The organism is Mycobacterium sp. NAZ190054 (genome assembly GCF_001545925.1).
Taxonomy (GTDB): Bacteria; Actinomycetota; Actinomycetes; order Mycobacteriales; family Mycobacteriaceae; genus Mycobacterium.
Window position 1 is genome coordinate 22,962 of sequence record NZ_LMVQ01000024.1, and the last position, 22,708, is coordinate 45,669.

Sequence of the window (22,708 nt, forward strand, 5' to 3'; positions counted from 1 at the left end):
GCGGGTCATGGGCAGCGGTGCCATCGGCGGCTCGGCCGCCGTCCTCGACGGCGTACGGGTACTCGACTATGGCCGTTTCATCGCCGCGCCCTGGTGCTCGGCCCTGCTGGCCGACATGGGCGCCGACGTGATCCGCGTGGAGAAGCGCGAGGGCGGGGAGGACCGCTGGGTCCAGTCGGTCACCGAGGGTGGTGAAGGCGGCACGTTCCTGCAGTGCAACCGCAACAAGCGCTCGCTCACGCTCGACTCGACCAGCGACGAGGGCAGGGAGATCACCCGAAAGCTGGTGGCAGGCGCAGACATCGTGGTCGCCAACATGCCCGCGGCCGGGATGCGGGCCAGCGGCCTTGATTACGACACGCTGCGCGCGGTCAGGCCCGACATCATCCTGGCCAGTGCCACGGCCTACGGCGAGGGCGGTCCCTACAGTGACCGCATCGGATTCGACGGTGCGGGGCAGGTGATGTCGGGCGCTGTGTACCGGCAGGGGCTGCCCGAGCTGCCGATCCGGACCGTCGTGCCGTACGCGGATTTCGGCACGGCGCTGACGCTGACCATCGGCGTGATGATGGCACTGTTCCACCGCGACCGCACCGGGGAGGGCCAGCTCGTCGAGGGCGCACTGCTTCCGACCGCGATGATGCTGTCGAACGCGTTCCTCATCGAACGTGATCTGCTGGGTGCCGACAAGCCCCGCATGGGTAACCGGGGCACCTCGGTGGCCCCGTGCGACCTCTACCGCACGCGCGACGACGGCTGGGTGCTGCTGCAGATCGCGGGCCCGCCGATGTTCAAGCGCTGGTGCCGGCTCGTCGGCCGGCCCGAGCTGTTCGACGACCCGCGCTTCGCCGACGACGACCTGCGGTGGCGCAACGGAGACGTGCTCAACGACATCATGGCGCAGTGGTGCGCCGACAAGACCAAGGCCGAGGTGCTCGAGAAGCTCGAGGATGCGAAACTGCCCGCCGCGCCGATGCATTCGACCCAGGAGGTGCTCGACAATCCGCATGTGCAGGCGATGGGGTTCCTGCAGCGGGTGCCGTTCCCCGGTGCCCCACGCGACGTGCCGATCATCGAGACCCCGTTCCGGTTGTCCGCCACGCCCGGTGAGATCCGCAGGCGCGCACCGCTGCGCGGCGAACACACCGACGAGATCCTCGGCGAGATCGGATACACCGAGCAGCAGGTCGCCCGGTGACGCGAGCAGCGGGTGGTCTGACCCGTCACCGCTGTTCGAGCAGAGCGCGAAGCCGCGCCACGTCGACCTTGCCGGTGGCGCCGCGGGGCACGTCGTCCGCACTGTCGAGCAGCTTCCACACGGTCGGCACCTTGAAGCTGCTGAGGATCTCGCGCGCCGCCGACCGGAGGCCGTCGACGGTGTACTCGGGGGCGCACACCACCGCCGCGCCGACGCGATCACCGCCGGGCCCCGGCACCTTGGTCACGAACGCCATGCCGACCCCGTCGAGCCCGCGCAGCGCCTGCTCCACCTCCGACGGATACACGGTGGCACCACGGACCTTGAACATGTCGTCGGAACGGCCGTGGTAGTACATGAAGCCGTCCGCGTCGAAGCGGCCGAGATCGCCTGTCGGGTACCAGCCGTCGGCGGTGAACACGTCCTCCCGGCCGCGGCGGCAGATGCCGCGCATCACGTGCGGGCCGCGGATCTGGATCATCCCGAGCGAACCCGCGGGCAACTCCCTGCCGGAATCGGTGTCGGCGATCCGGACCTGCATTCCGTCGAACGGTCGCCCGCAGCTGCCCCACGCCGTCTCGGGCATGTCGGTGTCGGCCGGGTACCCGCAGTACGGACCGAACGACTCGGTCATGCCGAACAATCTGGCGCGGGCGCCGGGTCGGGATCGTGACTGCGGCGGCAGCAGCGCGTCGAGGCTCCCGGGCCGCAGATCGGTCAGCTCGACACCGGATGCCGGCAGGTGACGCGCCAGCGCCTCCGCCTGGTCGGGCCACCCCCGAAACAGGGTGACCCGCTCGTCGGCCAGCATGCGCAGTGTCGAATCGGGTTGCGGCACCGGTTCGGTGATCAGCGTCGCGCCGGCGATCAGCGCGGAGAACAACCCGCCGCCGAGGCCGCCGATCCAGAAGAGCGGCATGGGCAGGTACAGGCGGGTGTCGGCGTCGATGCAGCGCGCGACCTGCCCGGCCCGCACCGCGCGGATCGCGTTGCCGTGCGAGTGGCGCACGCCCTTGGGCGCGCCGCTGCTTCCCGAGGTGAACACGATCGTCAGCGGATCGGCGGGCCGCACACCCCGCGACATCGCCTCGGCCACCCCGGCCGCCGCCGGATGGCTCGGTAGCGCGAACACCTGCGCGGGGGTGCGCACGGTGCGCAGTGCCGGCGGTGCGGCCAGGTCGTCGAGGTAGCGATGCCCCCGGAACTCCTCGACGGCGATCAGGTGCTGCACCGACGCGGTCTGCAACTGCGCCGACAGTTCCCGGGCGGTGAGCAAAGTGCTCAGCGGAACCACCACCACGCCGATCCGCATCAGCGCCAACCCGATTCGTGCCCATGCCACGCCGTTGGGCATCAGCAGCCCGACCCGTGACCCCATGCCGATGCCGGCGGCGACGAACGCGGCGGCGAGCTCGAGTGTCGTGCTGTCGAGGTCGGCGTAGGACGCCCGCTCCGCGGGGTCGACGATCGCGTCCTTGCCCCCGTGCCGGGCCGCCTGTTCGCGGAGCAGCGCGTCGACGGTGTCAGTCATTCGAACAGCCCCCGCAGCGCCGGGAGGTCGACCTTCCCGCTGGACAACACCGGGATGTCGGCGTGCCTGACGGCGATCATCCGCCGGGGGATCTTGTACGCCGACAGTCGCGTACGCAGTGCGCTGCGCAGGCCCTGCAGGTCGATCGGCGCGTCGCCGTCGGTCGCGATCACGGCGGCGACGACCTCGCCACGGTCGGCGTCGGGGAGTCCGACGACGTGCACTGCGGTGTCCGTCCGCCCGATCACCGCGGTGATCGCCTTCTCCACCTCGGCGGGGGCGACGTTGGCGCCGGCGGTCTTGATCATCGCACCGGCGCGGCCGATGAAGTAGAAGACGCCGTCCCCGTCGCGGCGCACGAGGTCTCCGGTGTCGAACCAGCCGTCGTCGTCGAAGCATTCCTCCCGGGGGCGACCGTGGTACCCCTGCATCAGGAACCGTCCGCGCAGCAGCAGCCTGCCGATACCGTCCACTCCGGCGTCGCGACCCGTGTCGGGATCCACGACACGGGCCTCGAAACCGGGTGCCAGGAAACCGAAGGAGCCCCGGCGGTGTTCCGGCTGGTCGGTGTCGTCGCCGCTGAGCAGCACGACGCTGCCCGCCTCGGTCATTCCGAGCATGTTGTGCCGCAGTTCGGGATCGGCCGGCCGCGCCTCGGCCGCCATGACGGGGTAGAGGTTGCCGCGGCGCATCGACGACAGGTCGCGGCCGGCGAAGCTGGGATGACGGGTCAGGTGCGCGATACCGGCGACGAAACCGTTGGTGACGGTGGGCTTCTCCGCCTCGAGGAGGTCGAGGGTGGTTGCGGCGTCAGCGGCGTTCGAGCAGATCAGCGTGGCACCGGCGACCAGCGTGGCGAGCAGACCGAATGCGAACCCGCCGATCCAGAAGAACGGCGAGTTGCAGAACAGCCGATCGTCGGCGGTCAGCCCACGAATCCCGTTCAGGCTGTGCTGATGTCCCAGCAGTGCCCCGTGGGTGTGCACCACACCTTTGGGTTCACTCGTCGATCCGGAGGTGTAGATGATCGCGATCGGGTCGCAGGCGTCGACATCGTCCTCCAGGGCGCGGATCGGCGCGTCGTCGACCGGCCCGGTCCCCAGCTCGTCGTCGAACACGACGTGGCGCAGTACCGGCGTGGTGGCACTGAAGACCGCGGTGTCCCGCAGGGTGCGCCGACGGCCGCGGTGAGCGCCGCCACGTAGTCGTGGGACCGGAAGCCGCGGGCCGCCAACAGCACCCCGACATCGCTGTCGACCAGTTGCCGGCGCAGCTCGGGGGCGGTGCTGAACGTCGAGAACGGGACCACCACTGCGCCGATCCGCGTCGCGGCCAGCATCGCGACGACGAACTCGGCGCCGTTGGGATACAGCAGCCCGACGTGGGTGCCCTTGCCGGCGCCGAGCCCGACGAGCCGCTGGGCCACCACGGCCGACCTCTCGGCCGCCTCGGCGTAGGCCAACCGGGTGTGGTCACAGATCAGCAGTGGCTTGCCGGCCCATCGGCGTTGCCGGTGAGGCACTTCCGCGACGGTGTTCACGGCCGGGTGAAGTGGGAGCGGACGGCGGTCAGGTCGGGTTTGCCCGACGGGGTGCGGGGGATGGCGTCGGTGATCATCAGCTCGCTCGGCATCTCGTAGCGTGCCAGGCGGCTCTGCAGGTGGGCCAGCAGCTCGCCGGGGTCGGCGCTGACGCCGGGGCGCAGTTCGACCAGCGCGACCGGGGTTTCGCCGAGCCGCGGATCCGGCAGGCCGACCACCGCGGCCCCGGCCACCGCGGGATGTCCCTCCAGCGCGGTCCTGACGTCGTCGGGGATCACTTTGAAGCCGCCCCGGATGATCGCCTGGTCGGCACGCCCGAGGATCCACACGAAGCCGTCTTCGTCGATGCGGGCCAGATCGGTGGTCCGCATCCACTCGGTCTGTCCCCGCATCTGGGCCGGGATGACCTCCAGCAGACCCGGCTGCCCGGGCGGCACCGGTGCGCCGTCGTCGTCGACGACGCGCAGCTGTGCGCCCGGATCGGCCCTACCGACGCTGCCGCGTTTGTCCCGCCAGAACATCCGGTGGTCCTGCAGCGTCCAGCCCGCCACGCCGCCGCCGAATTCCGTTGCGGCGTAGGAGGTCAGCACCGGGATTCCGAACTTCTCGGTGAACGCATCCGCGTCATCGGCCGACAGCGGCGCGGTCCCGGACGTCACGACGCGGATGCCGGCGAGATCCTCCCGGGTCAGGTCGGAGTGCAGCACCATCCGCAGTGCCGCGGGCACCAGCGACACGGCGCGGGGCCGATGCGCGCGCACGGCGTCGGCCCACTGCTTCAGGTCGAACTTCGGCAACAGCACGAACGGCCGCGCCTCGGCCACGCACAGCAACACCCGGTACACCCCGCCGACGTGAACCAGGGGCGAGTTCACGATCGCGACGCCGCTGCGCACCTCGGTCGGGGCGCCCGCGTCGTCGTCGGGACCCATCACGCTGCGGGCCAGCATGTCGTAGGTGAGGTCGACCCGCTTCGGCGGGCCGGTGGTGCCGCTGGTCAGCATCCACACCGCCACGCCCGGTCGGCCTGCATCGTCGGGAACGCTGCCGAGCCGCACCGCCGGCGGCTTCTCGAATCCGTCGACGGCCACCGTCGTCGCCGTCGTGTCCGGGGCGAGCGCCGCCAGGTCTTCGGAGCACCCGATGAGCGTCGACAACCGGAGTGCCCGGATGTCCGCCCTGGTGCGGTCGTCGCCCCGGGACGGGTTGATGGCCACGACGGTGCCGCCGCCGGCCAGCACGCCGAGCAGGGCGGCGACGTGCGCAGGCCGGTTGCGCAGCATGATCCCGGCGCGTCCGGTGCCGACCAGGTCGCCGATGTGGCGGGCGACCGTGCCGATCTGTGCCCAGGTGTACCAGTGGCCGTCGAACTGGACGGCCCGCGCCGACGGCTCCAGGTCGAGGACGTCGGTGATCCGCTGCGAAAGCCGGTGGCGCATCACCGGATCCGCGGCGGGCTCTTCGGGACGGGGCGTTCGGCGAGCTCGGCCTTGGCGATCGGGTTGCCGAGCCGGGTGTAGATCAGGCCCTGGTCCATCGCGGCGCGGTAGGGCTTGTCCAGTGACTCCCAGATGGCCTTCACCGTGCCCTGGGTGGCGGTTGGTGGCTTGGCGGCGATCGTCGCGGCGATCTCGTGCGCCCGGCCCCACAACTCGGCCTCGTCGACCACCTCGGTGACCAGTCCGATCCGCAGCGCGGTCTGCGCGCCGACGCGTTCGTCGTTGCCCATCAACGCCATCCGCAGCGTGTCCCCGAGACCGACGCGCCGCATCAGGCCGACCGGCTCGAGCGCGGACACCAGCCCCGCGCTCACGTGCGAGTCGAAGAACGTCGCACCCTGTGCGCAGATCACGATGTCGGCCTCGTTGACGAAGTACAACGCCCCGGCGGTGCACATGCCCTGCACGGCGCACACCACAGGCTTCCACATCTTCTGCCATTTCGGGCTCAGCAGTTCGCCGGGATCCTCGTGATTCCACACGATTTCGGGCTGACCGTACCGGGACTTGACGTCCAGCCCGGCGCTGAAGGCCCGCTCACCCGCGGCGCGCAGCACCACCGCGTTGATGCCCTCGTCGGCCTTGACCAGCCGCCAGACGTCCCGCATCTCCTCGCACATCGGGCGGTTGAACGAGTTCAGCGCCTCGGGCCGGTTCAGGGTGACCGTCGCGACGCGGGCGACGTGGTCGAGGTCGAGCAGGACCGTCTCGAAGGTCATCGGCACTGCCAGTTCGGGGTGCGCTTCTCGACGAAGGCCAGCGGTCCCTCCTGGGCGTCCTCGGTGCGCACCACCCGTTCGCGGAACGTCTCGGCGAGGATTTCGCCTTCGAGCAGCGGCAGATCGAGGGTCTTGTGGATGGCCAATCGGGTACCGCGCACGGCCAGGGGTGCGTTGGAGTTGACGATGTCGGCGATCTCGTGGGCCCGCTCGAGGAGCTTGTCGTGCGGCACCACCTCGGTCACCATCCCGAGCTCGTAGGCGCGTTCGGCGCTCATCCGTTCGTGCTTGCCCGTCAACGCCATCCGCAGCGCGACCGACCGCGGCAGGGCGCGGGCCAGCCGCACCATCTCGCGGGCGGCGACCAGGCCGATGCTGACGTGGGGGTCGAAGAAGGTCGCCCTGTCGGAGGCGATCACGATGTCCCCGGTGGTGACCCAGTCCAGGCCGGCGCCGCAGCAGATGCCGTTGACGGCGGCCAGCACCGGTTTGGCCATCCTGCGGAACGGGGGAGTGCCTTCCTGCGGCGCCTCCCACTGGTCGTAGGTCGACAGGTAGGGCCGCTCGTAGATCACCCTGCCGTCCTCGGGGATCTCCTTGACGTCCGCGCCGGTGCAGAACGCCCGCCCGGTCCCGGTGACGATCATCAGCCAGATGTCGTCGTCGTTCTCGGCCTCGTCGTAGGCGGCCCGCAGTTCGGAGATCATGTGCGGCGACAGCGCGTTGAGCGCTTCCGGCCGGTTCAGCGTGATGGTGGCCTTGTGCCCGTCGACGTCGTAGCCGATGGTGTCGTAGCTGTGGGAACTCACGTGCCTTCTTTCCTCATCTGCCCTTGAAATCGGGGGCGCGGCGGGCCCGGAACGCGGCCAGCCCCTCCTTGAAATCCGTTGTCCGGCAGGCCAGTTCCAAGCTCGCCAACTCGTGGGCCATCGACTGGGGCAGGGTCGCGTGCAGCCCGTAGCCGATCGCCTGCTTGGCCAGTCCGATCGCGACGGTCGGCCCGGCCGCCAGTCTGGTCACCAACTCGTCGGCGGCCGCGTCGATCGCGTCGGCCGGTACGGCCTGATGGATCAGTCCCCAGTCCGCCGCTTCGGCGCCGGTCACCTTCTCGCCGAGCAGCAGCATGCGCCGGGCGCGCGCCACCCCGGCCAGGCGGGGGAGCAGCCACGTGGAGCCGGAATCGGGGCTGAACCCGCGGTCGATGAACGGCTCCCACAGGTTCGCCTCCGGGGTGGCCAGGGTGAAATCCGCGGCGAGCGCGAGGTTGGCGCCGAGTCCGACCGCCCAGCCGCGCACCGTGCAGATGACCGGCAGCTGGATCGTCGCGATCAGTTCGACCACCCGGTTGGCGGCGTGCGGGACGCGCCGGACGAGGTTGCCGGGCCTGGGTTTGCGGTCGCTGCTGTTGGTGGCCACCCAGTCGGCGCCGGAGCAGAAGTCGTCACCGGCACCGCTGAGGTGGATCGCGCGCAGCGAATCGTCCGACGCGGCGCTGGTCAGGGTGCCTATGAGGTCGTCGATCATCCGGTGGCTCAACGAGTTCCGCCGTTGCGGGCGATCCAAGGTGATCCGCAGGACGGCGTCGTCCCGATCGGTTCGCACCGCGCCGGCGTCGTCGTGCACCAGGCACCGTCCTTTCGGGCACTGCGGACAGGGCTATACAGATAGCCATACAGTTGGCACTACGATTACTATCCTGTACAACTTAGCAAGGAAAGGCCGTCGAGGGAACAGTGCCGGCACAGCGCATTCGTCAGCCGCGGGTCGCAGAGCTCGTGGCGTCCCGGCTGCGCGAGGACATCCTGACCGGACGCCTCCGGGAAGGGGATGTACTGCCTTCGCAGGAAACCCTTTTCGCCGAGTTCGGGGTGAGTCCGCCGGCGGTGCGCGAGGCGATCCACATCCTGGAGTCCGACGGCCTGATCTCGGTGCGGCGCGGCAACATCGGGGGCGCGGTGGTGCACCTGCCCTCGGCCGAACGCACGGCGCAGATGATCGGGATGGTGCTGCAGACGCGGTCGGCGACCCCGGCCGACGTCAGCGAGGCGCTGCTGCATCTGGAACCGGTGTGCGCCGGGATGTGCGCGGCGCGCGAGGACCGGCTGACCGAGGTGGTGCCGCACCTGCGGGCGGCGATCGATGCGCAGGTCGAACAGCTCGACACCCCGTCGCGCTACGTCCCCGACGCGCGCCGGTTCCACGAGGCGATCGTGTCCCGGTGCGGCAACGAGCCGATGATCCTGCTGATCGGGTCGCTCGAGGTCATCTGGTCGGCCCACGAGTCCTCGGTGTGGAGCGACGAGTACCACCCCGACGATCTGATGCGGCCGAGGACGATGCGGGCCGCACTGCGCGACCACCACCGTATCGTCGAGGCCATCGCCGACGGAAACGCCACGCGTGCAATGCGATTGGCGCACGACCACCTCGCCGCCGCGCGCCGCAACACCCTGTCCGCGGGCTCGGACAGAACCATCGAAGCCAAGCTGATCACCAACCACGATCGTTGACACCCCCGGCAACCGACAGGAAAGCGCCATGACCACCACCGAAGACAACCGCGTGCTGTTCGAGGTCGAGCGCGACAAGCGCATCGCCACCATCACGCTGAACAATCCCGGGCAGCGCAACTCCTACGACGCGTCGATGCGGGACCTGATGGCGCGTTACCTCGACGAGGTCGCCGAGGACGACGACATCACCGTGGTGGTGTTGCGGGGGGCCGACGGGGTGTTCAGCACCGGCGCGGACATGAACAACGCCTACGGCTGGTACGGGGCGGGCCAGAAAGCACAGGCGAAGAGCAGGCCCAGCCAGCGCAGGCGGCTCACCGTCGACCGTAAGTCGTTCGGCTTCTACCACAACCTGATGGGTTTCCCGAAGGTCACCGTGGGCGAGATCAGCGGTTACGCGCTCGGCGGTGGCTTCGAGATGGCGCTGATGACCGACATCTCGGTGATCGCCCGCGACACCCGGATCGGGATGCCCGCGACCCGTTTCCTGGGCCCGGCGCTGGGCAGCCTGCACATGTTCTTCCACCGCCTCGGTCCGGTGCTGGCCAGGCGGCTGCTGCTGACCGGGGACATCATCCGGGCCGGCGACGTCGAGCACCTGGGTGTCTTCACCGACACCTGCGACGCTGACTCCGTGCCGGCCAGGGCGCGGTACTGGGCGGAGAAGGCCGCGAAGATGCCCGCCGACGGCGTCGTCATCGCCAAGGAGGCGTTCCGGCTCGTCGAGCAGAGCCAGGCCTACCAGGGCGAAGAGGTGGCCAGCTATCTGTTCCACGCGTACGGGACGAACCTGCAGTTCGCCGACGGCGAGTTCAACTTCGTCAAGACCCGCGCGCAGCACGGCACCAAGGAGGCGTTCCGGCTGCGTGACGAGCATTTCCACGTCCCTGAACCGGAGTGACCCGCCTCACCTTCTTCCGGCGCTACACTATCTGCTAGTTTTGTAACGTCTGTCTGTCACGGAACCGAGGTCGAGAGCATGCCAACACCCGTCATCGTCGGTGCTGCCAGGACGGCCATCGGCCGCTCGTTCAAGGGCACACTCGTCAACACCCCGCCCGAAACGCTGATCACCACGGTGCTGCCCGAGGTCATTCGCCGCTCCGGCGTCGACCCCGCTGACATCGACGACGTCATCTTCGCTGAATCCCACTACGGCGGTGGCGATCTCGCGCGCTATGCCGCTGATGCCGCCGGGTTGCAGCACGTGCCCGGTCAGTCGGTGAACCGGCACTGCGCGGGCAGCCTCACCGCGATCGGCAACGCGTCGGCGCAGATCGGTTCCGGTATGGAACGGGTGCTGATCGCCGGCGGCGTGCAGTCCCTGTCGATGACCCCGCTGACCAACTGGCGCATCCCCGGCCCCGAGCTGAAGTTCGAAGAACGGTGGATGCCGCCCACGCACGTCGAGACCCCCGACGCCCCGACCAAGGACATGTCGATCACCGTCGGATGGAACACCGCGCAGGCCGCGGGCATCAGCCGCGAGGAGATGGACGCGTGGGCCGCCCGGTCGCACCAGCGGGCCGTCGCCGCGATCGACGCCGGCAAGTTCGTCGACGAGATCGTGCCGCTGAAGGTCGAGCAGTTCGACGGTTCGGTGATCGACTTCAGCGTCGACGAGCACCCGCGCCGCGACACCACGGTCGAGAAGCTGGCCGGGCTGAAGGTGCTGCACCCCGAGATCGAGGGCTTCTCGATCACCGCGGGCAACAGCAGCGGCACCAACGACGCCGCCGCGGGCGTGGCCCTCGTCGAGGCCGACTACGCCGCCTCGAACGGGCTCACCGTGATGGCCAAGGTCAGGGCCTGGGGCGCGGTCGGCGTGGCCCCGCGCGACACCGGGCTGGGCGGGGTCCGGGTCATCGGCAAGGTGCTGGACCGGGCCGGGCTGAAGCCGTCCGACGTGACGTTGTGGGAGATCAACGAGGCGTTCGCGTCCGTGCCGATCGCCGCGGTCCGCGAGTACGGCATCGACGAGGAACTGGTCAACTTCTCCGGCAGCGGCTGCAGCCTCGGACATCCGATCGCGGCCTCGGGCGCGCGGATGGTCACCACGCTGATCTACGAGCTGCAGCGCCGCGGCGGCGGCATCGGTGTCGCGGCGATGTGCGCCGGCGGCGGCCAGGGTGGCGGCGTCGTCATCGAGGTCTGACCCTCTTCAACCCCTCCGCCGAACTTGCATTCCAGCAGGCAAAGTGCGAGTAGCGGCCTGCTGGAATGCCATTTCGGCGGGAGGTCGGCGCATGGCGTGCGGGTCAGCGCTTGCGCGTGGTGGCCTTGGTCGCCGTCGCCTTGCGGGCCGGCTTGGCGTTCTGCTCGATGAGCCGCTCGGCGTGGTCGAGGATGCACTGCAGACCGAACTCGAAGTTGCGGTCGTCTGACGCGCTCAGGTGATGGCCCTTCTGCGTGACGGCGGCCAGCAGCGGGGCGGTTTCCGGATCGATGGTCATCGTGTCGTCGATGTCGCCGTGGCCGTCCTCGCCGGCCAGGTTCTTCTCGCGGAGACGCTGCAGCACCACCGATCCGCGGACGTGGACCGACATCGCGGAGTAGGTGTCGAACGCGTCCTCGGGGGACAGGCCGGCCTCGACGAGGCTGCCGATCGCGCGCTCCACCTCCTGGACACCCACCTTCGCCGCCCGCGGGCTCAACGCCGAGCGGATCAGGATCAGATCACACAGGATCGGGTTGCCGTTGAACGTCTGCCGCATCGAGCGGGCATGGTTGGCCAGCGTCTCGCGCCAATCCTTGGCCTCCACATAAGGAGTGGCGAACGCGTACTGGCGCAACGCCCGATCGGTCATCGCGTTGAGCAGGTCGTCTTTCTTGCGGAAGTACCAGTAGATGCTCGTGACGCCGACGCCGAGGTGCTTGCCGAGCAGCGGCATGCTCAGATTGTCGATGCCGACCTGTTCGGCGAGTTCGAAGGCGCCCTTGATGATGTCGTCGGGGTTGATGGATCCGCGCTCGCGCCGTTGACGTTTCTGCGCGGTCGCCTGCTTGGCCACTCAGGGCACCTCCATCGTTTCCATGCTGTGTTCACAGCGTGGCGGTCGTCGGGAATTCACCGGCGGTGGGTACGCTGGCCTGCGTCTTTGCAGCCGGGTAGCGGTATCGCCGTGTGGGCGACCTTACCGCCTGTGCCCGGACCGCAGCCGGGCGCCGCTGTTCCACCTTATTACTGTAAGTCCTATAGTAAGCTTTTCCAGCGATACGCGGCGACATCCCACTCGAAAGGTGAAGGGCGACAAGTGGCTGACGAGGTTCTTCTGGAACGCCGGGACCGGGTGCTGATCATCACCATCAACCGTCCGGAGGCGCGCAACGCCTTCAACCTCGCGGTGGCGCAGGGGCTGGCGGATGCGATGGACGAACTCGACGGCACTCCCGAGTTGTCCGTGGCGATCATCACCGGTGCCGGCGGCAATTTCTGCGCGGGCATGGACCTGAAGGCGTTCATGGCCGGTGAGGTGCCCGCGATCGAAGGCCGCGGGGTCGGCTTCACCGAGCGGCCGCCGCGCAAGCCGGTGATCGCCGCGGTCGAGGGCTACGCGCTGGCCGGCGGCACAGAGATCGTGCTGGCCACCGATCTGATCGTGGCCGCCAAGAACGCGAAGTTCGGCATCCCCGAGGTCAAGCGCGGCCTCGTCGCCGCCGGCGGTGGTCTGCTGCGCCTGCAGAAGCGCATCCCGTACCAGAAGGCACTCGAGCTGGCGCTCACCGGCGACAGCTTCACCGCTGAGGAAGCCTCACAGTGGGGTTTCGTCAACGTGCTGACCGAACCGGGCGGAGCGCTCGAGGGTGCACTGGCACTGGCCGAACGCATCACCGCCAACGGTCCGCTCGCGGTCGCGGTGACCAAAGAGGTCATCATGAGATCCGCCGACTGGACCGAAGCCGAGATGTGGAAGAAGCAGGGCGAACTCGTCATGCCGGTGTTCTCGTCCAAGGACGCGATGGAGGGCGCGACCGCGTTCGCCGAGAAGCGCAAGCCGAACTGGACGGGGACCTGACCGGGCCCGGCACCCGCGAATGGACCTGGGCCTGAGGGACGCCACCGCCGTCGTCGTCGGCGGAGGCCGCGGTATGGGGCGGGCCGCCGCAGACTGCTTCGCCGACGACGGAGCGCGCGTGGCGCTGATCGGCCGGACCCGAGACGTGCTCGACGCCGCCGCGGACCGGTTGCGGGACCGGGGAAGCCCCGACGCCGTCGGGGTGGTCGCAGACACCGGCGACGAGGCGGCCGTCCGGCGCGCCTTCGCCGAGTTGGGTGACCGGTGGAACGGTGAGCTCAACATCCTGGTCAACGCTGTCGGACCCGACGTGCGTGGCACGTTCGACGAACTCACCGACGACCACTGGCGCCGGGCCGTCGACCAGGGTGCGATGGGCATGGTGCGGTGTGTCCGCGCCGCGTTGCCGATGCTGCGGGCGGCGCCGTGGGCGCGCATCGTGAACTTCTCGGCGCACTCGACGCAGCGGCAGAGCGTCATCCTGCCGGCCTACACCGCCGCCAAGGCGATGGTCACCAGCATCTCGAAGAACCTGTCGCTGCTGCTGGCCCGCGACGAGATCCTGGTCAACGTGGTCTCGCCCGGCAGCATCGCGTCCGAGGCGCTTGTCGGGTGGGCCGAGTCGGTCGGTGTCGACGGCACCGACCCCTATGCGTTGATGGCCGCCATCGACGAGCATTTCGGACATCCGGCACACCTGCCGCGCGCCGGCCTGCCGGCCGAGATCGGGCCTGTCGTCGCGTTTTTGGCGTCGCGGCGCAACTCATACATGACCGGCGCCGACATCAACGTCGACGGCGGTAGCGACTTCACCTGACGGAGGTCCGCCGGGCGGATGCTGCACCAGCTCGCACCGGAGCTGGTCAGCCATGCGACGCACTGGGGCTGGGCCCTCACGTTCGGGGCCTCGGTGCCGGGCCTCCCGATCGGCGCGTATCCGCACTCGCGAAGCCCTCGGTCTGAGCGGCCAGCCTTGTCGCAGAACGAGATTCGCGCCGCGTACCAGAACCCGGGGGTGGTCGGCTGACGGGGCCCGCCGACGGTTGCGGACGCCACTACCGATAGGTGTACAGTATGTGCATCTACTGAGCGAGGAGGTCCGTGGGTGAGCGCTGTCGACCGCGCCGCGGAGCCGGCCGCCGAAACCGCCGAGCCGGTGCTGTTCGAGCTGCGGGACAGCGGCGTCGCGGTTCTGACGCTGAACCGTCCCGAGCGGATGAACTCGTGGGGAGGAGGGCTGGCCCACGCGTTCTACCGGTGCATCGACCGGGCCGAGGCCGACCCGGACGTCCGCGTCATCGTGCTCACCGGCAACGGACGGGCGTTCTGCGCCGGCGCCGACATGGGGGACCTGGACTCGATCAGCGGCGCCGACGAATCCGCCGGTGACACTGATGTGTCCCTGCTCGTGGGGGAGCGGCATCCGCACTTCGTCACCGAGTTGCGCAAACCGCTGATCGCGGCGATCAACGGGGCGTGCGCCGGTATCGGGCTGACGCAGGCGCTGATGTGCGACGTCCGGTTCGCCGCGGCCGGTGCAAAGTTCACCACCGCGTTCGCCCGGCGCGGCCTGATCGCCGAGTGCGGGATCTCGTGGATCCTGCCACGGGTCGTCGGCTGGGGCGCGGCGCTGGATCTGCTGCTGTCCGGGCGCACCTTCCACGCCGAGGAGGCCAAGGAGCTGGGCCTGGTCAAGGACGTCCTCGCCCCGGAGGACCTGATGGCGCACACGCTGGCCTACGCCGAGGACATCGCCCGCAACTGTGCGCCCAGTGCGCTCGCGGTGATCAAGCAGCAGGTCTACCGGGACGCTTTGCGAAACCTGCCCGACACCAGCGCCGGAGCAGAGAAACTGATGCACGAGTCCATGCTCCGGCCCGATTTCATCGAAGGCATCACCGCCTTCTTCGAGAAGAGACAGCCCAGCTTTCCGCCGCTGAAGGAGGAGACGCCATGACGATCCAGGATGAAGTGCAGCGGACTGCGCCACAGCCCCTGGACTACCGGGCGATCGACGTCGACAACCACTACTACGAGCCGCTGGACGCGTTCACCCGGCATCTGCCCAAGGAGTTCCGCAGCCGCGGGGTGCAGATGCTCACCGACGGCAAGCGCACCTACGCGGTGTTCGGCGGGGTGATCAACCACTTCATCCCGAATCCCACGTTCGACCCGATCATCGAGCCCGGCTGCCTCGACCTGCTGTTCCGGGGGGAGATCCCCGAGGGTGTGGACCCGGCGTCGCTGATGAAGGTCGACCGGCTCGCCGACCATCCCGAGTACCAGAACCGCGACGCCCGGGTGAAGATCCTCGACAAGCAGAACCTGGAGACGGTGTTCATGCTGCCCACCTTCGCCTGCGGCGTCGAGGAGGGGCTCAAGCACGACATCCCGGCCACCATGGCCTCGGTCCACGCCTTCAACCTGTGGCTCGACGAGGACTGGGGGTTCGACCGGCCGGATCATCGCATCCTCGCCGCGCCGATCATCTCGCTCGCCGACGTGCAGAAGGCCGTCGAGGAGGTCGATTTTGTCCTGAGCCGGGGCGCCAAGATCGTGTGTGTGCGGCCCGCGCCGGTGCCCGGCGAGGTCCGGCCCCGCTCGCTCGGCGACCCGGCGCACGACCCCGTGTGGGCGCGGCTGGCCGAGGCCGGCGTCCCGGTGGTCTTCCACCTGTCCGACTCCGGTTACATGGCCATCCCCGCGCTGTGGGGCGGCAGCGGAGTGTTCAAGGGCTTCGGGAAGCGCGACCCGCTCGACATGGTGATCATGGACGACCGCGCCATCCACGACACCATCGCCGCGATGATCGTCCACCAGGTGTTCACCCGGCACCCCAAGCTCAAGGTCGCCAGCATCGAGAACGGCTCCTACTTCGTGTACCGGCTGATCAAGCGGCTCAAGAAGTCCGCCAACAACGCGCCGTACCACTACAAGCAGGATCCGGTCGAGCAGCTGCGCGACAACGTGTGGATCGCGCCGTACTACGAGGACGACGTGAAGCAGCTGGCCGAGACCATCGGTGTGGACAAGATCCTGTTCGGCTCCGACTGGCCGCACGGTGAGGGCCTGGCCGATCCGACGTCGTTCACCGCCGACATCCCGCAGTTCCCCGAGTTCAGCCACGAGGACACCCGGAAGGTGATGCGCGACAACGCTCTTACCCTCGTCCACGGCGTCTCGGCCTGACATGGGGCAGTGGACCATCGGCGGTGTCGTCGACGCCATCGCCGAGGCCGTACCCGACCGGCTGATGACGGTGTGCGGGGACCGCCGCAGCACCTACGCGCAGACCGCCGACCGCACCCGGCGCCTGGCGAACTTCCTGTGCGCCGGCGGGATCGGCGCCCACCGGGAGCGGGACACGCTGCAGGGCTGGGAGTGCGGCCAGGACAGGGTCGCGCTGATCATGCACAACGATCTGTACCCGGACATGGTGATCGGCGCGCTGAAGGCACGCGCGGTGCCGGTCAACGTGAATTTCAACTACACACCGCGTGAGGTCGACGAACTGCTGACCTACCTGCGGCCGCGGGCGGTCGTCTTCCACCGCTGCCTCGGCGCGAAGTTCGCCGACGTGTTGCCCCGGGACGGGGTGGACGTGATGATCTCGATCGACGACGGCAGTGACGTACCGGAGTTGACGGGCGCCGTCACGCTGGACGACGCGCTTGCCGCAGGTGACGTCGACCAGCCGATCACGCCGTCGCCCGACGACGTGATGATGATCTGCACCGGCGGCACCACCGGTCGACCCAAAGGTGTGATGTGGCGCCAGTCCGACACGTACGTGGTGTCGATGAACGGCGCCGACCACGAGTCCGTCGCCGAGATCCACGCCAAGGTGCAGCATGCGGGGCCGCCCTGGTTCGCGGTGTCCCCGCTGATGCACGCGGCCGGCATGTGGACCGCGTTCGCCGCGCTGCTCAACGGGCAGACCGTGATTCTGTACGACAAACCGACCCTCGACGCGGCGGCGGTGCTGGAGACCGCCGAGCGGGAGAAGGTCGGGCTGATGACGATGGTCGGCGACGCCTACGCCGGACCGTTGATCGCCGAGCTGCGGAGGCGGCCCTACGAGCTGTCGTCGCTGTTCGCGATCGGCACCGGCGGGGCGGCGACCAACCAGCGCCACCAGGACGCGCTGTTGGAGCTGCTGCCGCAGATCACGCTGATCAACGGCTACGGGTCGTCGGAGACCGGCAACATGGCGTTCGGCCGCAGCCTGCGCGACGACCGCAAAGACACCTTCGAGCGGCGCGACGGGGTGGTGCTGCTGTCCGCGGACCGCACCCGGTTCCTGGAGCCCGGGGACGACGAGGTCGGCTGGGTGGCGCGCGAAGGTCGGATCCCGTTGGGCTACTTCGACGATGCCGACGCCACCCGGCGCACCTTCCCCGAGGTCGACGGGCGGCGGGTGGTGATCTCCGGGGACCGCGCCTCGCTGGAGGCCGACGGCACGCTGCGTCTCCACGGCCGGGACTCGCTGGTGATCAACACCGGCGGCGAGAAGGTGTTCGTCGAGGAGGTCGAGGAGGTGCTGCGCGCCCAGCCCGGTGTCGTCGACGCGCTGGTGGTGGGCCGCGACAGCGAGCGCTGGGGGCAGGAGGTGGTCGCGTTGATCGAGAAGGCGCCCGATGCCGACGTCGGTCCCGAGGCGTTGCGGCTCGCGTGCACCGCTGTGCTGGCCGGGTTCAAGGCGCCCAAGGACTTCCTGTTCGTCGACAAGGTACGTCGGCTGGGTAACGGCAAGGCGGATTACCGGTGGGCCAAAAGCCAAGCGACACAGCGCGACACCGTGGTGGGTCAGCCGTGACCCACCGAGTCATCGACTGTCTGGTCAACGTGCACTTCGGTGAGACCGCCAAGCAACCGGAATTCATGCTCAAGGTCCGCGACGACTACTTCAAGGGGCCGCAGTCCCTCTACGACCAGGTCGAGCTGCCGGCGCTGCTCGACGAGATGGCCGAGCACGGTGTCGAGAAGGCCATCCTGATGGACAACCTCGCCAAACCGTCGGTCACCGCCCGCAAGTTCGTCGAGGAACGGCCGGACAAGTTCGCCCTCGCCATCGGCGGGGTCAACCTCCTTCGCCCGATGCCGTCGTTGCGTGAACTCGCCGCGGTCACCGCTGACCTGCCCGTCGCCTATGCCGCTGTGGGGCCCAGCTTCTGGGGCGACGGCATGTATCCGCCCAGCGACGCCGTCTACTACCCGCTCTACACCAAGTGCGCCGAACTCGGCCTGCCGCTGTGTGTCAACACCGGACTGCCCGGCCCGCCGATCCCCGGTGAAGTGCAGAACCCGATCCACCTCGACCGGGTCTGCGTCCGGTTCCCCGAACTGAAGTTGTGCATGATCCACGGCGCCGACCCCTGGTGGGACGTCGCCATCCGGATGTTGATCAAGTACGCCAACCTGCGGATCATGACGTCGGCCTGGTCACCGAAACGCCTGCCCGACAGCCTGCTGCACTTCATGCGCACCCGCGGCAAGAACAAGGTGATCTTCGCGTCGGACTGGCCGGTGCTGCGCCAGAGCCGGGTTGTGCCGGAGGCGCTGGCGCTGGATCTGCCACCCGACGTACTCGACAACTACCTGTACAACAACGCCGACGACTTCTTCTTCGGACCCGCAGAACAGGAGACCTGACCGTGGACCGGTACGAACTGCGCAGGCTGGACTACAGCCTGTCCGAGGATCATCAGGCTCTGCAGGCCGCCTACAAGGACTTCTTCGCCACGCGCTGCACCATCGAGACGGTGCGCGCCGCCGAGGAGACCGGGTTCGACAAGAACCTGTGGGAACGGTTGTGCGCCATGGGGGCCACGACGATGGCGCTGCCCGAGTCCGTCGGTGGTGACGGGGCGACCCTGGTCGACCTGACGCTCGTCGCCGAGGAGATCGGCCGGTCGCTGGCGCCGGTGCCGTGGATCGACCACGTGGTGGCCGCCCGGTTGCTGGCCCGGCTCGGGTCGATCGATGCCGACATCGTCAGCGGGCAACAGGTCGTCGCGCTGGATCCCGAGCAGGACGACACCTCCGGCGTCAGGTTGATCCCGGCGGGGTCCGTCGCCGACCACATCGTCGTCCGCGACGGCGACGACGTGGTGCTGCTCGGGTTCTCGACGCGCCCGGCGCGGGTGGACAACATCGGGAAGCTGCCGATGGCGTGGGTCGACCCCGCGGCCGCGGACAGTCGCACCGTGCTGGCCGGCGGCGCCGCGGCACTGGCGGAATATCAACGCGCGCTCGACGAGTGGCGGCTGTTGACGGGGGCCGCGCTGGTCGGTCTGGTCGAGGAGACCATGACGATCGCCGCCGAGTTCTCCAAGACCCGCTACACCCTGGGCGTGCCGATCGCGACGTTGCAGGCGATCTCACATCCGCTGGCCAACATCGCGATCACCGTGCAGGGTGGTCGTAACCTGGCGCGCCGGGCAGCCTGGTTTCTCGACAACGAGCCCGACGAACGCCGCGAGCTGGCGCCGTCGGCGTTCGTGTTCATGGCCGAGGAGGCGGCCAAGGCGGCCACGATGGCCGTCCACGTGCAGGGCGGGCTCGGGGTGTCGGCGGAGGCCGCCGCGACGGCGTACCTGGTGCGGGCCCGGGGCTGGGCGATCGCCGGCGGAGACCCGGGCGCGACCGCCAAGTACATCGCCGGGATCGTCGCCGACCGCGAAGGACGGAACTGAACATGGACTTCTCACGGGTGGAGCTGTCCGACGAGGACCAGAAGTTCCTCGACGAGGTCCGGACGTTCCTCGGCGAGATCGTCACCGAGGACGTCATCCGCCGCGACCGCGAGACCGGTGACAACTTCGACGAGGGCGTGCATCTGGCGCTCGGCGCGGCCGGCTATCTGGACCGGGACTGGAACCCCGATTCCGGGCGGGCGTTCACCCGGGTGCAGCGACGGATCTGGGAACTGGAGAAGCGGCGCGCCCACGTGCCGTGGGTGACGTCGGGGACGACGGCGATGATCGCGAAGTCGGTCGCGAAGTTCGGGTCGCCGGAACTCAAAGAGGAAGTGCTGCCCCGGGTCTACAGCGGGCACGTGCGGCTCTGCCTCGGTTACACCGAGCCCGAGGGCGGATCCGACGTCGCGACCTGCAAGACGAGGGCGGTACGGGAAGCGGACGGGTCGAGCTGGATCATCAACGGCTCGAAGATGTTCACCACGGGCGCGCACAACTGCCAGTACGTCTTCCTGATCACCAACACCGATCCGAGCGCGCCGAAACACAAGAGCCTCACCATGTTCCTGGTGCCGCTGGACTCCCCGGGCATCGAGATCCAGGGCATCCGCACCGTCGACGGCGACCGCACCAACATCGTGTACTACAGCGACGTCCGCGTCGACGACCGCTATCGGCTCGGCGAGGTCAACGACGGTTGGACGGTGGTGCGGGAACCGCTCAACGCCGAACACGGCGCGGTCGAAGCAGCCGACGACGGACTGGCCGACGTGGCGATCATGACGCATCAGGCCATGTTCATGGCGGCCGCGGTGGACAAGGCCGCGGAGAAGTCGACGATCCCGGACCCCAACGGGCACAGGCTGATCGACGACGGATCGGTCGGCTGCCGGCTGGGCCGCAGCGTGGCCCGGCTGGAGGCGTCGCTTTCGGCGCCGTCGATCTTCGGCCGGGTCGCGATCGCGCAGACCATGCGCGACATCTCGCCGGATCTGATGGACATCATGGGCACTGCCTCGGCGCTGCCGCTGGGTACCGACGGCGCCGCCGACGACGGCGCCTCCGAGTACGTCTACCGGTTCGCTCCGCTGGTCGGCATCTACGGCGGCACCCTTGAGGTGTTCCGCAACATGATCGCGCAGTACGTGCTGGGTCTCGGCAAACCGAGCTACTCGCCGCCGAAGTCCTAGCGATTTCGGCGTAGTTGGTCACGCAGGTGTTGACGAATTACGCCGAAATCGCTACGTGGTGAGGATGGTGGCGCCCGCGGTGCCCGGCGCTCCGTAGAGCTGGGCGAAGCCGACCTTCGGTTCACCGGGGATCTGCCGGTCACCGGCCTGGCCGCGCAACTGGCGGACGATCTCGTGGATCTGGCGCAACCCGGACGCACCGATCGGCTCGCCGTTGGCCAGCAGCCCGCCGTCGGTGTTGACCGGCATCGCCCCACCGATCTCGGTCGCACCGTCGGCGATCAGCTTCTCCTGGTCCCCGTCGGCGCAGAACCCGGCCTCGGCCATGTGGATGATCTCGGCGCCGGCGTCGGTGTCCTGCAACTGGATCACGTCGACGTCGGCCGGTTCGATGCCGGCCTTCTCGAACGCCGCGCGCGACGCGTACACGGTGGGGGCGACGTCCTCGTCTACCGGCGCGAACGTCGTGTTCACCTCGTAGGCGCCGTAGCGGCGGGTGCGGACCTCCACCGCGCGCACGAAGACCGGTTTGTCGGTGTAGCGGTGCGCGAGGTCGGCCCGGCACATCACCACCGCGGCGGCGCCTTCGTCGGGCGAGCAGAACATGTACTGCGTCAGCGGGTAGTTCAGCATCGGTGAGTTCAGGATCGCGTCCTCGTCCATCGGCTTGCGACGGAAGGCGTTGGGGTTCAGCGCCCCGTTGCGCAGGTTCTTGTTGACCACCTTGGCCAGCGTCCGGTGGCCGATGCCGTGTTCGTGCAGATAGCGGTTGGCCTTCATGCCGAAGAACTGCGTGGTCAGGTACTGACCGTTCTCGGCGTACCAGCTCGGCATGCCGACCAGGCCGGGGTCTTCGGTGAACGCGCCACGGGGATGCTTGTCCAGGCCGACGGCGATGCCGATCTCGTAGTCGCCCAACCGGATTCCGTCGGCACACGCCTTCGTCGCGCTGGCCGCGGTGGCGCAGGCGTTGAACACGTTGGTGAACGGGATGCCGGACAACCCGACCATGCCGACGATCGCGTCGGGATTCGCCACGGTCCAGCTGCCGCCGACCCCGAACTGGATGTCGTTCCACGACACGCCGGCGTCGGAAACCGCGGCGGTGATCGCGTCGACACCCATCTGCATCGCGGTCTTGCCCTCGAACCGGCCGAACGGGTGCAGTCCGACCCCGATGATCGCGACGTCGTGCATGGTGAGAGTCCTTTCGGAGGATATCGGTGAGGTGTTACGGGCGCCGCCGCACCAGTTGTGCCTGCTGAACCGCCGCCACGGGCCCGGTCTCGTCGAACAACATGCCCCGCGACACGCCCACTCCGTCGGCGCCGTAATGGTTCTCGGCCCGGACACCGATCCACGGGCCCACCGGCAGCCGATTGATGTGCACGGCCAGGTCGGTGTTGAGGAACGTGTACCTGTCGGTGTCGAGCCGGCTGCCCATGCCGTTGGCGATGTCGGCGACGGCGAACAACCGCTGTGCCGGGGTCATCTCCTCGCCGGCGACGAGATCGACCAGCGGGGTGGCCCAGCACTCGGCCCGCTCGCTGTGCAGGATGTCGTTGAGCCAGCGCCAGTGCAGGCTCTGGATGTAGGTGCGGTCGGTGCCGTCGTCGGGCAGCCGGCGCTGCCCCTCGCTGACCGGCCGCATCGGCGCGGCGGGGGAGTCCGGCAGCGACGAGGTCGGCCGCCCCACGTAGCCGGATCGCCCGGGTGAAAGACCGCACGATGGGCGCACGGAAGGCCGTCTCGCCGCTGCTCTCCGCAAGATACTGGCGCACAGCGTCACCGATGACGCGGGAGG

The 22,708-nt window shown here is 69.0% G+C and carries 20 protein-coding genes and 1 pseudogene; 12 read left to right on the plus strand and 9 right to left on the minus strand.

Annotated features, from left to right (window positions below; translation table 11 throughout):
• Positions 1-7: 7 nt before the first annotated feature.
• Positions 8-1,198, plus strand: coding sequence for a CaiB/BaiF CoA-transferase family protein (locus ASJ79_RS02715; RefSeq protein ID WP_067952957.1), 1,191 nt, complete (start codon positions 8-10; stop codon positions 1,196-1,198).
• Positions 1,199-1,223: 25 nt separating this feature from the next.
• Here ASJ79_RS02715 and ASJ79_RS02720 read toward each other — a convergent pair whose 3' ends face one another.
• From ASJ79_RS02720 to ASJ79_RS02745, 6 genes and pseudogenes are all read right to left on the minus strand, one after another.
• Complete coding sequence (locus ASJ79_RS02720) at positions 1,224-2,729, minus strand: class I adenylate-forming enzyme family protein (protein ID WP_067952959.1); 1,506 nt, start codon at positions 2,727-2,729, stop codon at positions 1,224-1,226.
• A pseudogene (locus tag ASJ79_RS02725) lies at positions 2,726-4,269 on the minus strand (class I adenylate-forming enzyme family protein). Before ASJ79_RS02725 ends, ASJ79_RS02720 begins: the two are co-directional and overlap by 4 nt.
• Complete coding sequence (locus tag ASJ79_RS02730) at positions 4,266-5,708, minus strand: class I adenylate-forming enzyme family protein (RefSeq protein WP_067952994.1); 1,443 nt, start codon at positions 5,706-5,708, stop codon at positions 4,266-4,268. Before ASJ79_RS02730 ends, ASJ79_RS02725 begins: the two are co-directional and overlap by 4 nt.
• Positions 5,708-6,487, minus strand: a complete 780-nt coding sequence (locus ASJ79_RS02735) for an enoyl-CoA hydratase/isomerase family protein (protein ID WP_067952992.1) — start codon at positions 6,485-6,487, stop codon at positions 5,708-5,710. The genes ASJ79_RS02730 and ASJ79_RS02735 overlap by 1 nt, the downstream gene beginning before the upstream one ends.
• The gene (locus ASJ79_RS02740; RefSeq protein ID WP_067952961.1) at positions 6,484-7,296 is read right to left on the minus strand and encodes an enoyl-CoA hydratase/isomerase family protein; all 813 of its coding nucleotides are present in this window, start codon (positions 7,294-7,296) and stop codon (positions 6,484-6,486) included. Before ASJ79_RS02740 ends, ASJ79_RS02735 begins: the two co-directional genes overlap by 4 nt.
• A gap of 13 nt (positions 7,297-7,309) precedes the next feature.
• Complete coding sequence (locus ASJ79_RS02745; RefSeq protein WP_067952963.1) at positions 7,310-8,110, minus strand: enoyl-CoA hydratase/isomerase family protein; 801 nt, start codon at positions 8,108-8,110, stop codon at positions 7,310-7,312.
• A 110-nt stretch (positions 8,111-8,220) separates the two neighbouring features.
• Between ASJ79_RS02745 and ASJ79_RS02750 the strand changes: the two genes are divergently transcribed.
• From ASJ79_RS02750 to ASJ79_RS02760, 3 genes are all read left to right on the plus strand, one after another.
• Entirely contained in the window at positions 8,221-8,997 is a 777-nt protein-coding gene (locus ASJ79_RS02750; RefSeq protein ID WP_067952965.1) for a FadR/GntR family transcriptional regulator, read from the plus strand.
• 28 nt (positions 8,998-9,025) lie between these two features.
• Positions 9,026-9,901: an enoyl-CoA hydratase/isomerase family protein gene (locus ASJ79_RS02755; protein WP_067952967.1), complete on the plus strand. Its 876-nt coding sequence runs from the start codon at positions 9,026-9,028 to the stop codon at positions 9,899-9,901.
• A 78-nt stretch (positions 9,902-9,979) separates the two neighbouring features.
• The gene (locus ASJ79_RS02760; RefSeq protein WP_067952968.1) at positions 9,980-11,155 is read left to right on the plus strand and encodes a thiolase family protein; all 1,176 of its coding nucleotides are present in this window, start codon (positions 9,980-9,982) and stop codon (positions 11,153-11,155) included.
• Positions 11,156-11,258: 103 nt separating this feature from the next.
• Here the strand turns inward: ASJ79_RS02760 and ASJ79_RS02765 are convergent, their stop codons facing one another.
• The gene (locus tag ASJ79_RS02765) at positions 11,259-12,011 is read right to left on the minus strand and encodes a TetR/AcrR family transcriptional regulator (protein WP_067952970.1); all 753 of its coding nucleotides are present in this window, start codon (positions 12,009-12,011) and stop codon (positions 11,259-11,261) included.
• A 243-nt stretch (positions 12,012-12,254) separates the two neighbouring features.
• Here ASJ79_RS02765 and ASJ79_RS02770 point away from each other — a divergent pair, with 243 nt between their 5' ends.
• The 8 genes from ASJ79_RS02770 (at position 12,255) to ASJ79_RS02810 (ending at position 20,904) form a co-directional block, all read left to right on the plus strand.
• Entirely contained in the window at positions 12,255-13,016 is a 762-nt protein-coding gene (locus tag ASJ79_RS02770; RefSeq protein ID WP_067952973.1) for a crotonase/enoyl-CoA hydratase family protein, read from the plus strand.
• A gap of 19 nt (positions 13,017-13,035) precedes the next feature.
• Positions 13,036-13,833, plus strand: coding sequence for an SDR family NAD(P)-dependent oxidoreductase (locus ASJ79_RS02775; protein WP_067952975.1), 798 nt, complete (start codon positions 13,036-13,038; stop codon positions 13,831-13,833).
• A gap of 288 nt (positions 13,834-14,121) precedes the next feature.
• Positions 14,122-14,973, plus strand: a complete 852-nt coding sequence (locus ASJ79_RS02785) for an enoyl-CoA hydratase (RefSeq protein WP_067952979.1) — start codon at positions 14,122-14,124, stop codon at positions 14,971-14,973.
• Positions 14,970-16,205, plus strand: a complete 1,236-nt coding sequence (locus tag ASJ79_RS02790; RefSeq protein WP_067952980.1) for an amidohydrolase family protein — start codon at positions 14,970-14,972, stop codon at positions 16,203-16,205. The genes ASJ79_RS02785 and ASJ79_RS02790 overlap by 4 nt, the downstream gene beginning before the upstream one ends.
• Position 16,206: 1 nt before the next feature.
• Positions 16,207-17,832, plus strand: coding sequence for an acyl-CoA synthetase (locus ASJ79_RS02795; protein ID WP_067952982.1), 1,626 nt, complete (start codon positions 16,207-16,209; stop codon positions 17,830-17,832).
• Positions 17,829-18,668 (plus strand): amidohydrolase family protein, encoded by an 840-nt coding sequence (locus ASJ79_RS02800; protein ID WP_067952984.1) that lies wholly within the window; start codon positions 17,829-17,831, stop codon positions 18,666-18,668. The genes ASJ79_RS02795 and ASJ79_RS02800 overlap by 4 nt, the downstream gene beginning before the upstream one ends.
• A gap of 2 nt (positions 18,669-18,670) precedes the next feature.
• Positions 18,671-19,711, plus strand: a complete 1,041-nt coding sequence (locus ASJ79_RS02805; RefSeq protein WP_067952987.1) for an acyl-CoA dehydrogenase family protein — start codon at positions 18,671-18,673, stop codon at positions 19,709-19,711.
• A gap of 2 nt (positions 19,712-19,713) precedes the next feature.
• On the plus strand, positions 19,714-20,904 hold the full coding sequence (locus tag ASJ79_RS02810) for an acyl-CoA dehydrogenase family protein (protein ID WP_067952989.1): 1,191 nt from the start codon (positions 19,714-19,716) through the stop codon (positions 20,902-20,904).
• A gap of 51 nt (positions 20,905-20,955) precedes the next feature.
• Here ASJ79_RS02810 and ASJ79_RS02815 read toward each other — a convergent pair whose 3' ends face one another.
• Positions 20,956-22,101 carry a thiolase family protein gene (locus ASJ79_RS02815; RefSeq protein ID WP_067952990.1) on the minus strand — a complete coding sequence of 382 codons (1,146 nt, stop codon included), beginning with the start codon at positions 22,099-22,101 and terminating at the stop codon, positions 20,956-20,958.
• Between the two features lie 34 nt (positions 22,102-22,135).
• Positions 22,136-22,600 (minus strand): acyl-CoA thioesterase domain-containing protein, encoded by a 465-nt coding sequence (locus tag ASJ79_RS02820; protein WP_231750694.1) that lies wholly within the window; start codon positions 22,598-22,600, stop codon positions 22,136-22,138.
• Positions 22,601-22,708: the final 108 nt, after the last annotated feature.

Bases quoted from the DNA above. Each gene is read 5' to 3' on its own strand.
- ASJ79_RS02775 (WP_067952975.1), top strand. From the start codon at position 13,036: ATGGACCTGGGCCTGAGGGACGCCACCGCCGTCGTCGTCGGCGGAGGC.
- ASJ79_RS02810 (WP_067952989.1), top strand. From the start codon at position 19,714: ATGGACTTCTCACGGGTGGAGCTGTCCGACGAGGACCAGAAGTTCCTC.
- ASJ79_RS02730 (WP_067952994.1), bottom strand. From the start codon at position 5,708: ATGCGCCACCGGCTTTCGCAGCGGATCACCGACGTCCTCGACCTGGAG.
- ASJ79_RS02755 (WP_067952967.1), top strand. From the start codon at position 9,026: ATGACCACCACCGAAGACAACCGCGTGCTGTTCGAGGTCGAGCGCGAC.
- ASJ79_RS02790 (WP_067952980.1), top strand. From the start codon at position 14,970: ATGACGATCCAGGATGAAGTGCAGCGGACTGCGCCACAGCCCCTGGAC.
- ASJ79_RS02760 (WP_067952968.1), top strand. From the start codon at position 9,980: ATGCCAACACCCGTCATCGTCGGTGCTGCCAGGACGGCCATCGGCCGC.
- ASJ79_RS02715 (WP_067952957.1), top strand. From the start codon at position 8: ATGGGCAGCGGTGCCATCGGCGGCTCGGCCGCCGTCCTCGACGGCGTA.
- ASJ79_RS02795 (WP_067952982.1), top strand. From the start codon at position 16,207: ATGGGGCAGTGGACCATCGGCGGTGTCGTCGACGCCATCGCCGAGGCC.
- ASJ79_RS02720 (WP_067952959.1), bottom strand. From the start codon at position 2,729: ATGACTGACACCGTCGACGCGCTGCTCCGCGAACAGGCGGCCCGGCAC.
- ASJ79_RS02735 (WP_067952992.1), bottom strand. From the start codon at position 6,487: ATGACCTTCGAGACGGTCCTGCTCGACCTCGACCACGTCGCCCGCGTC.
- ASJ79_RS02815 (WP_067952990.1), bottom strand. From the start codon at position 22,101: ATGCACGACGTCGCGATCATCGGGGTCGGACTGCACCCGTTCGGCCGG.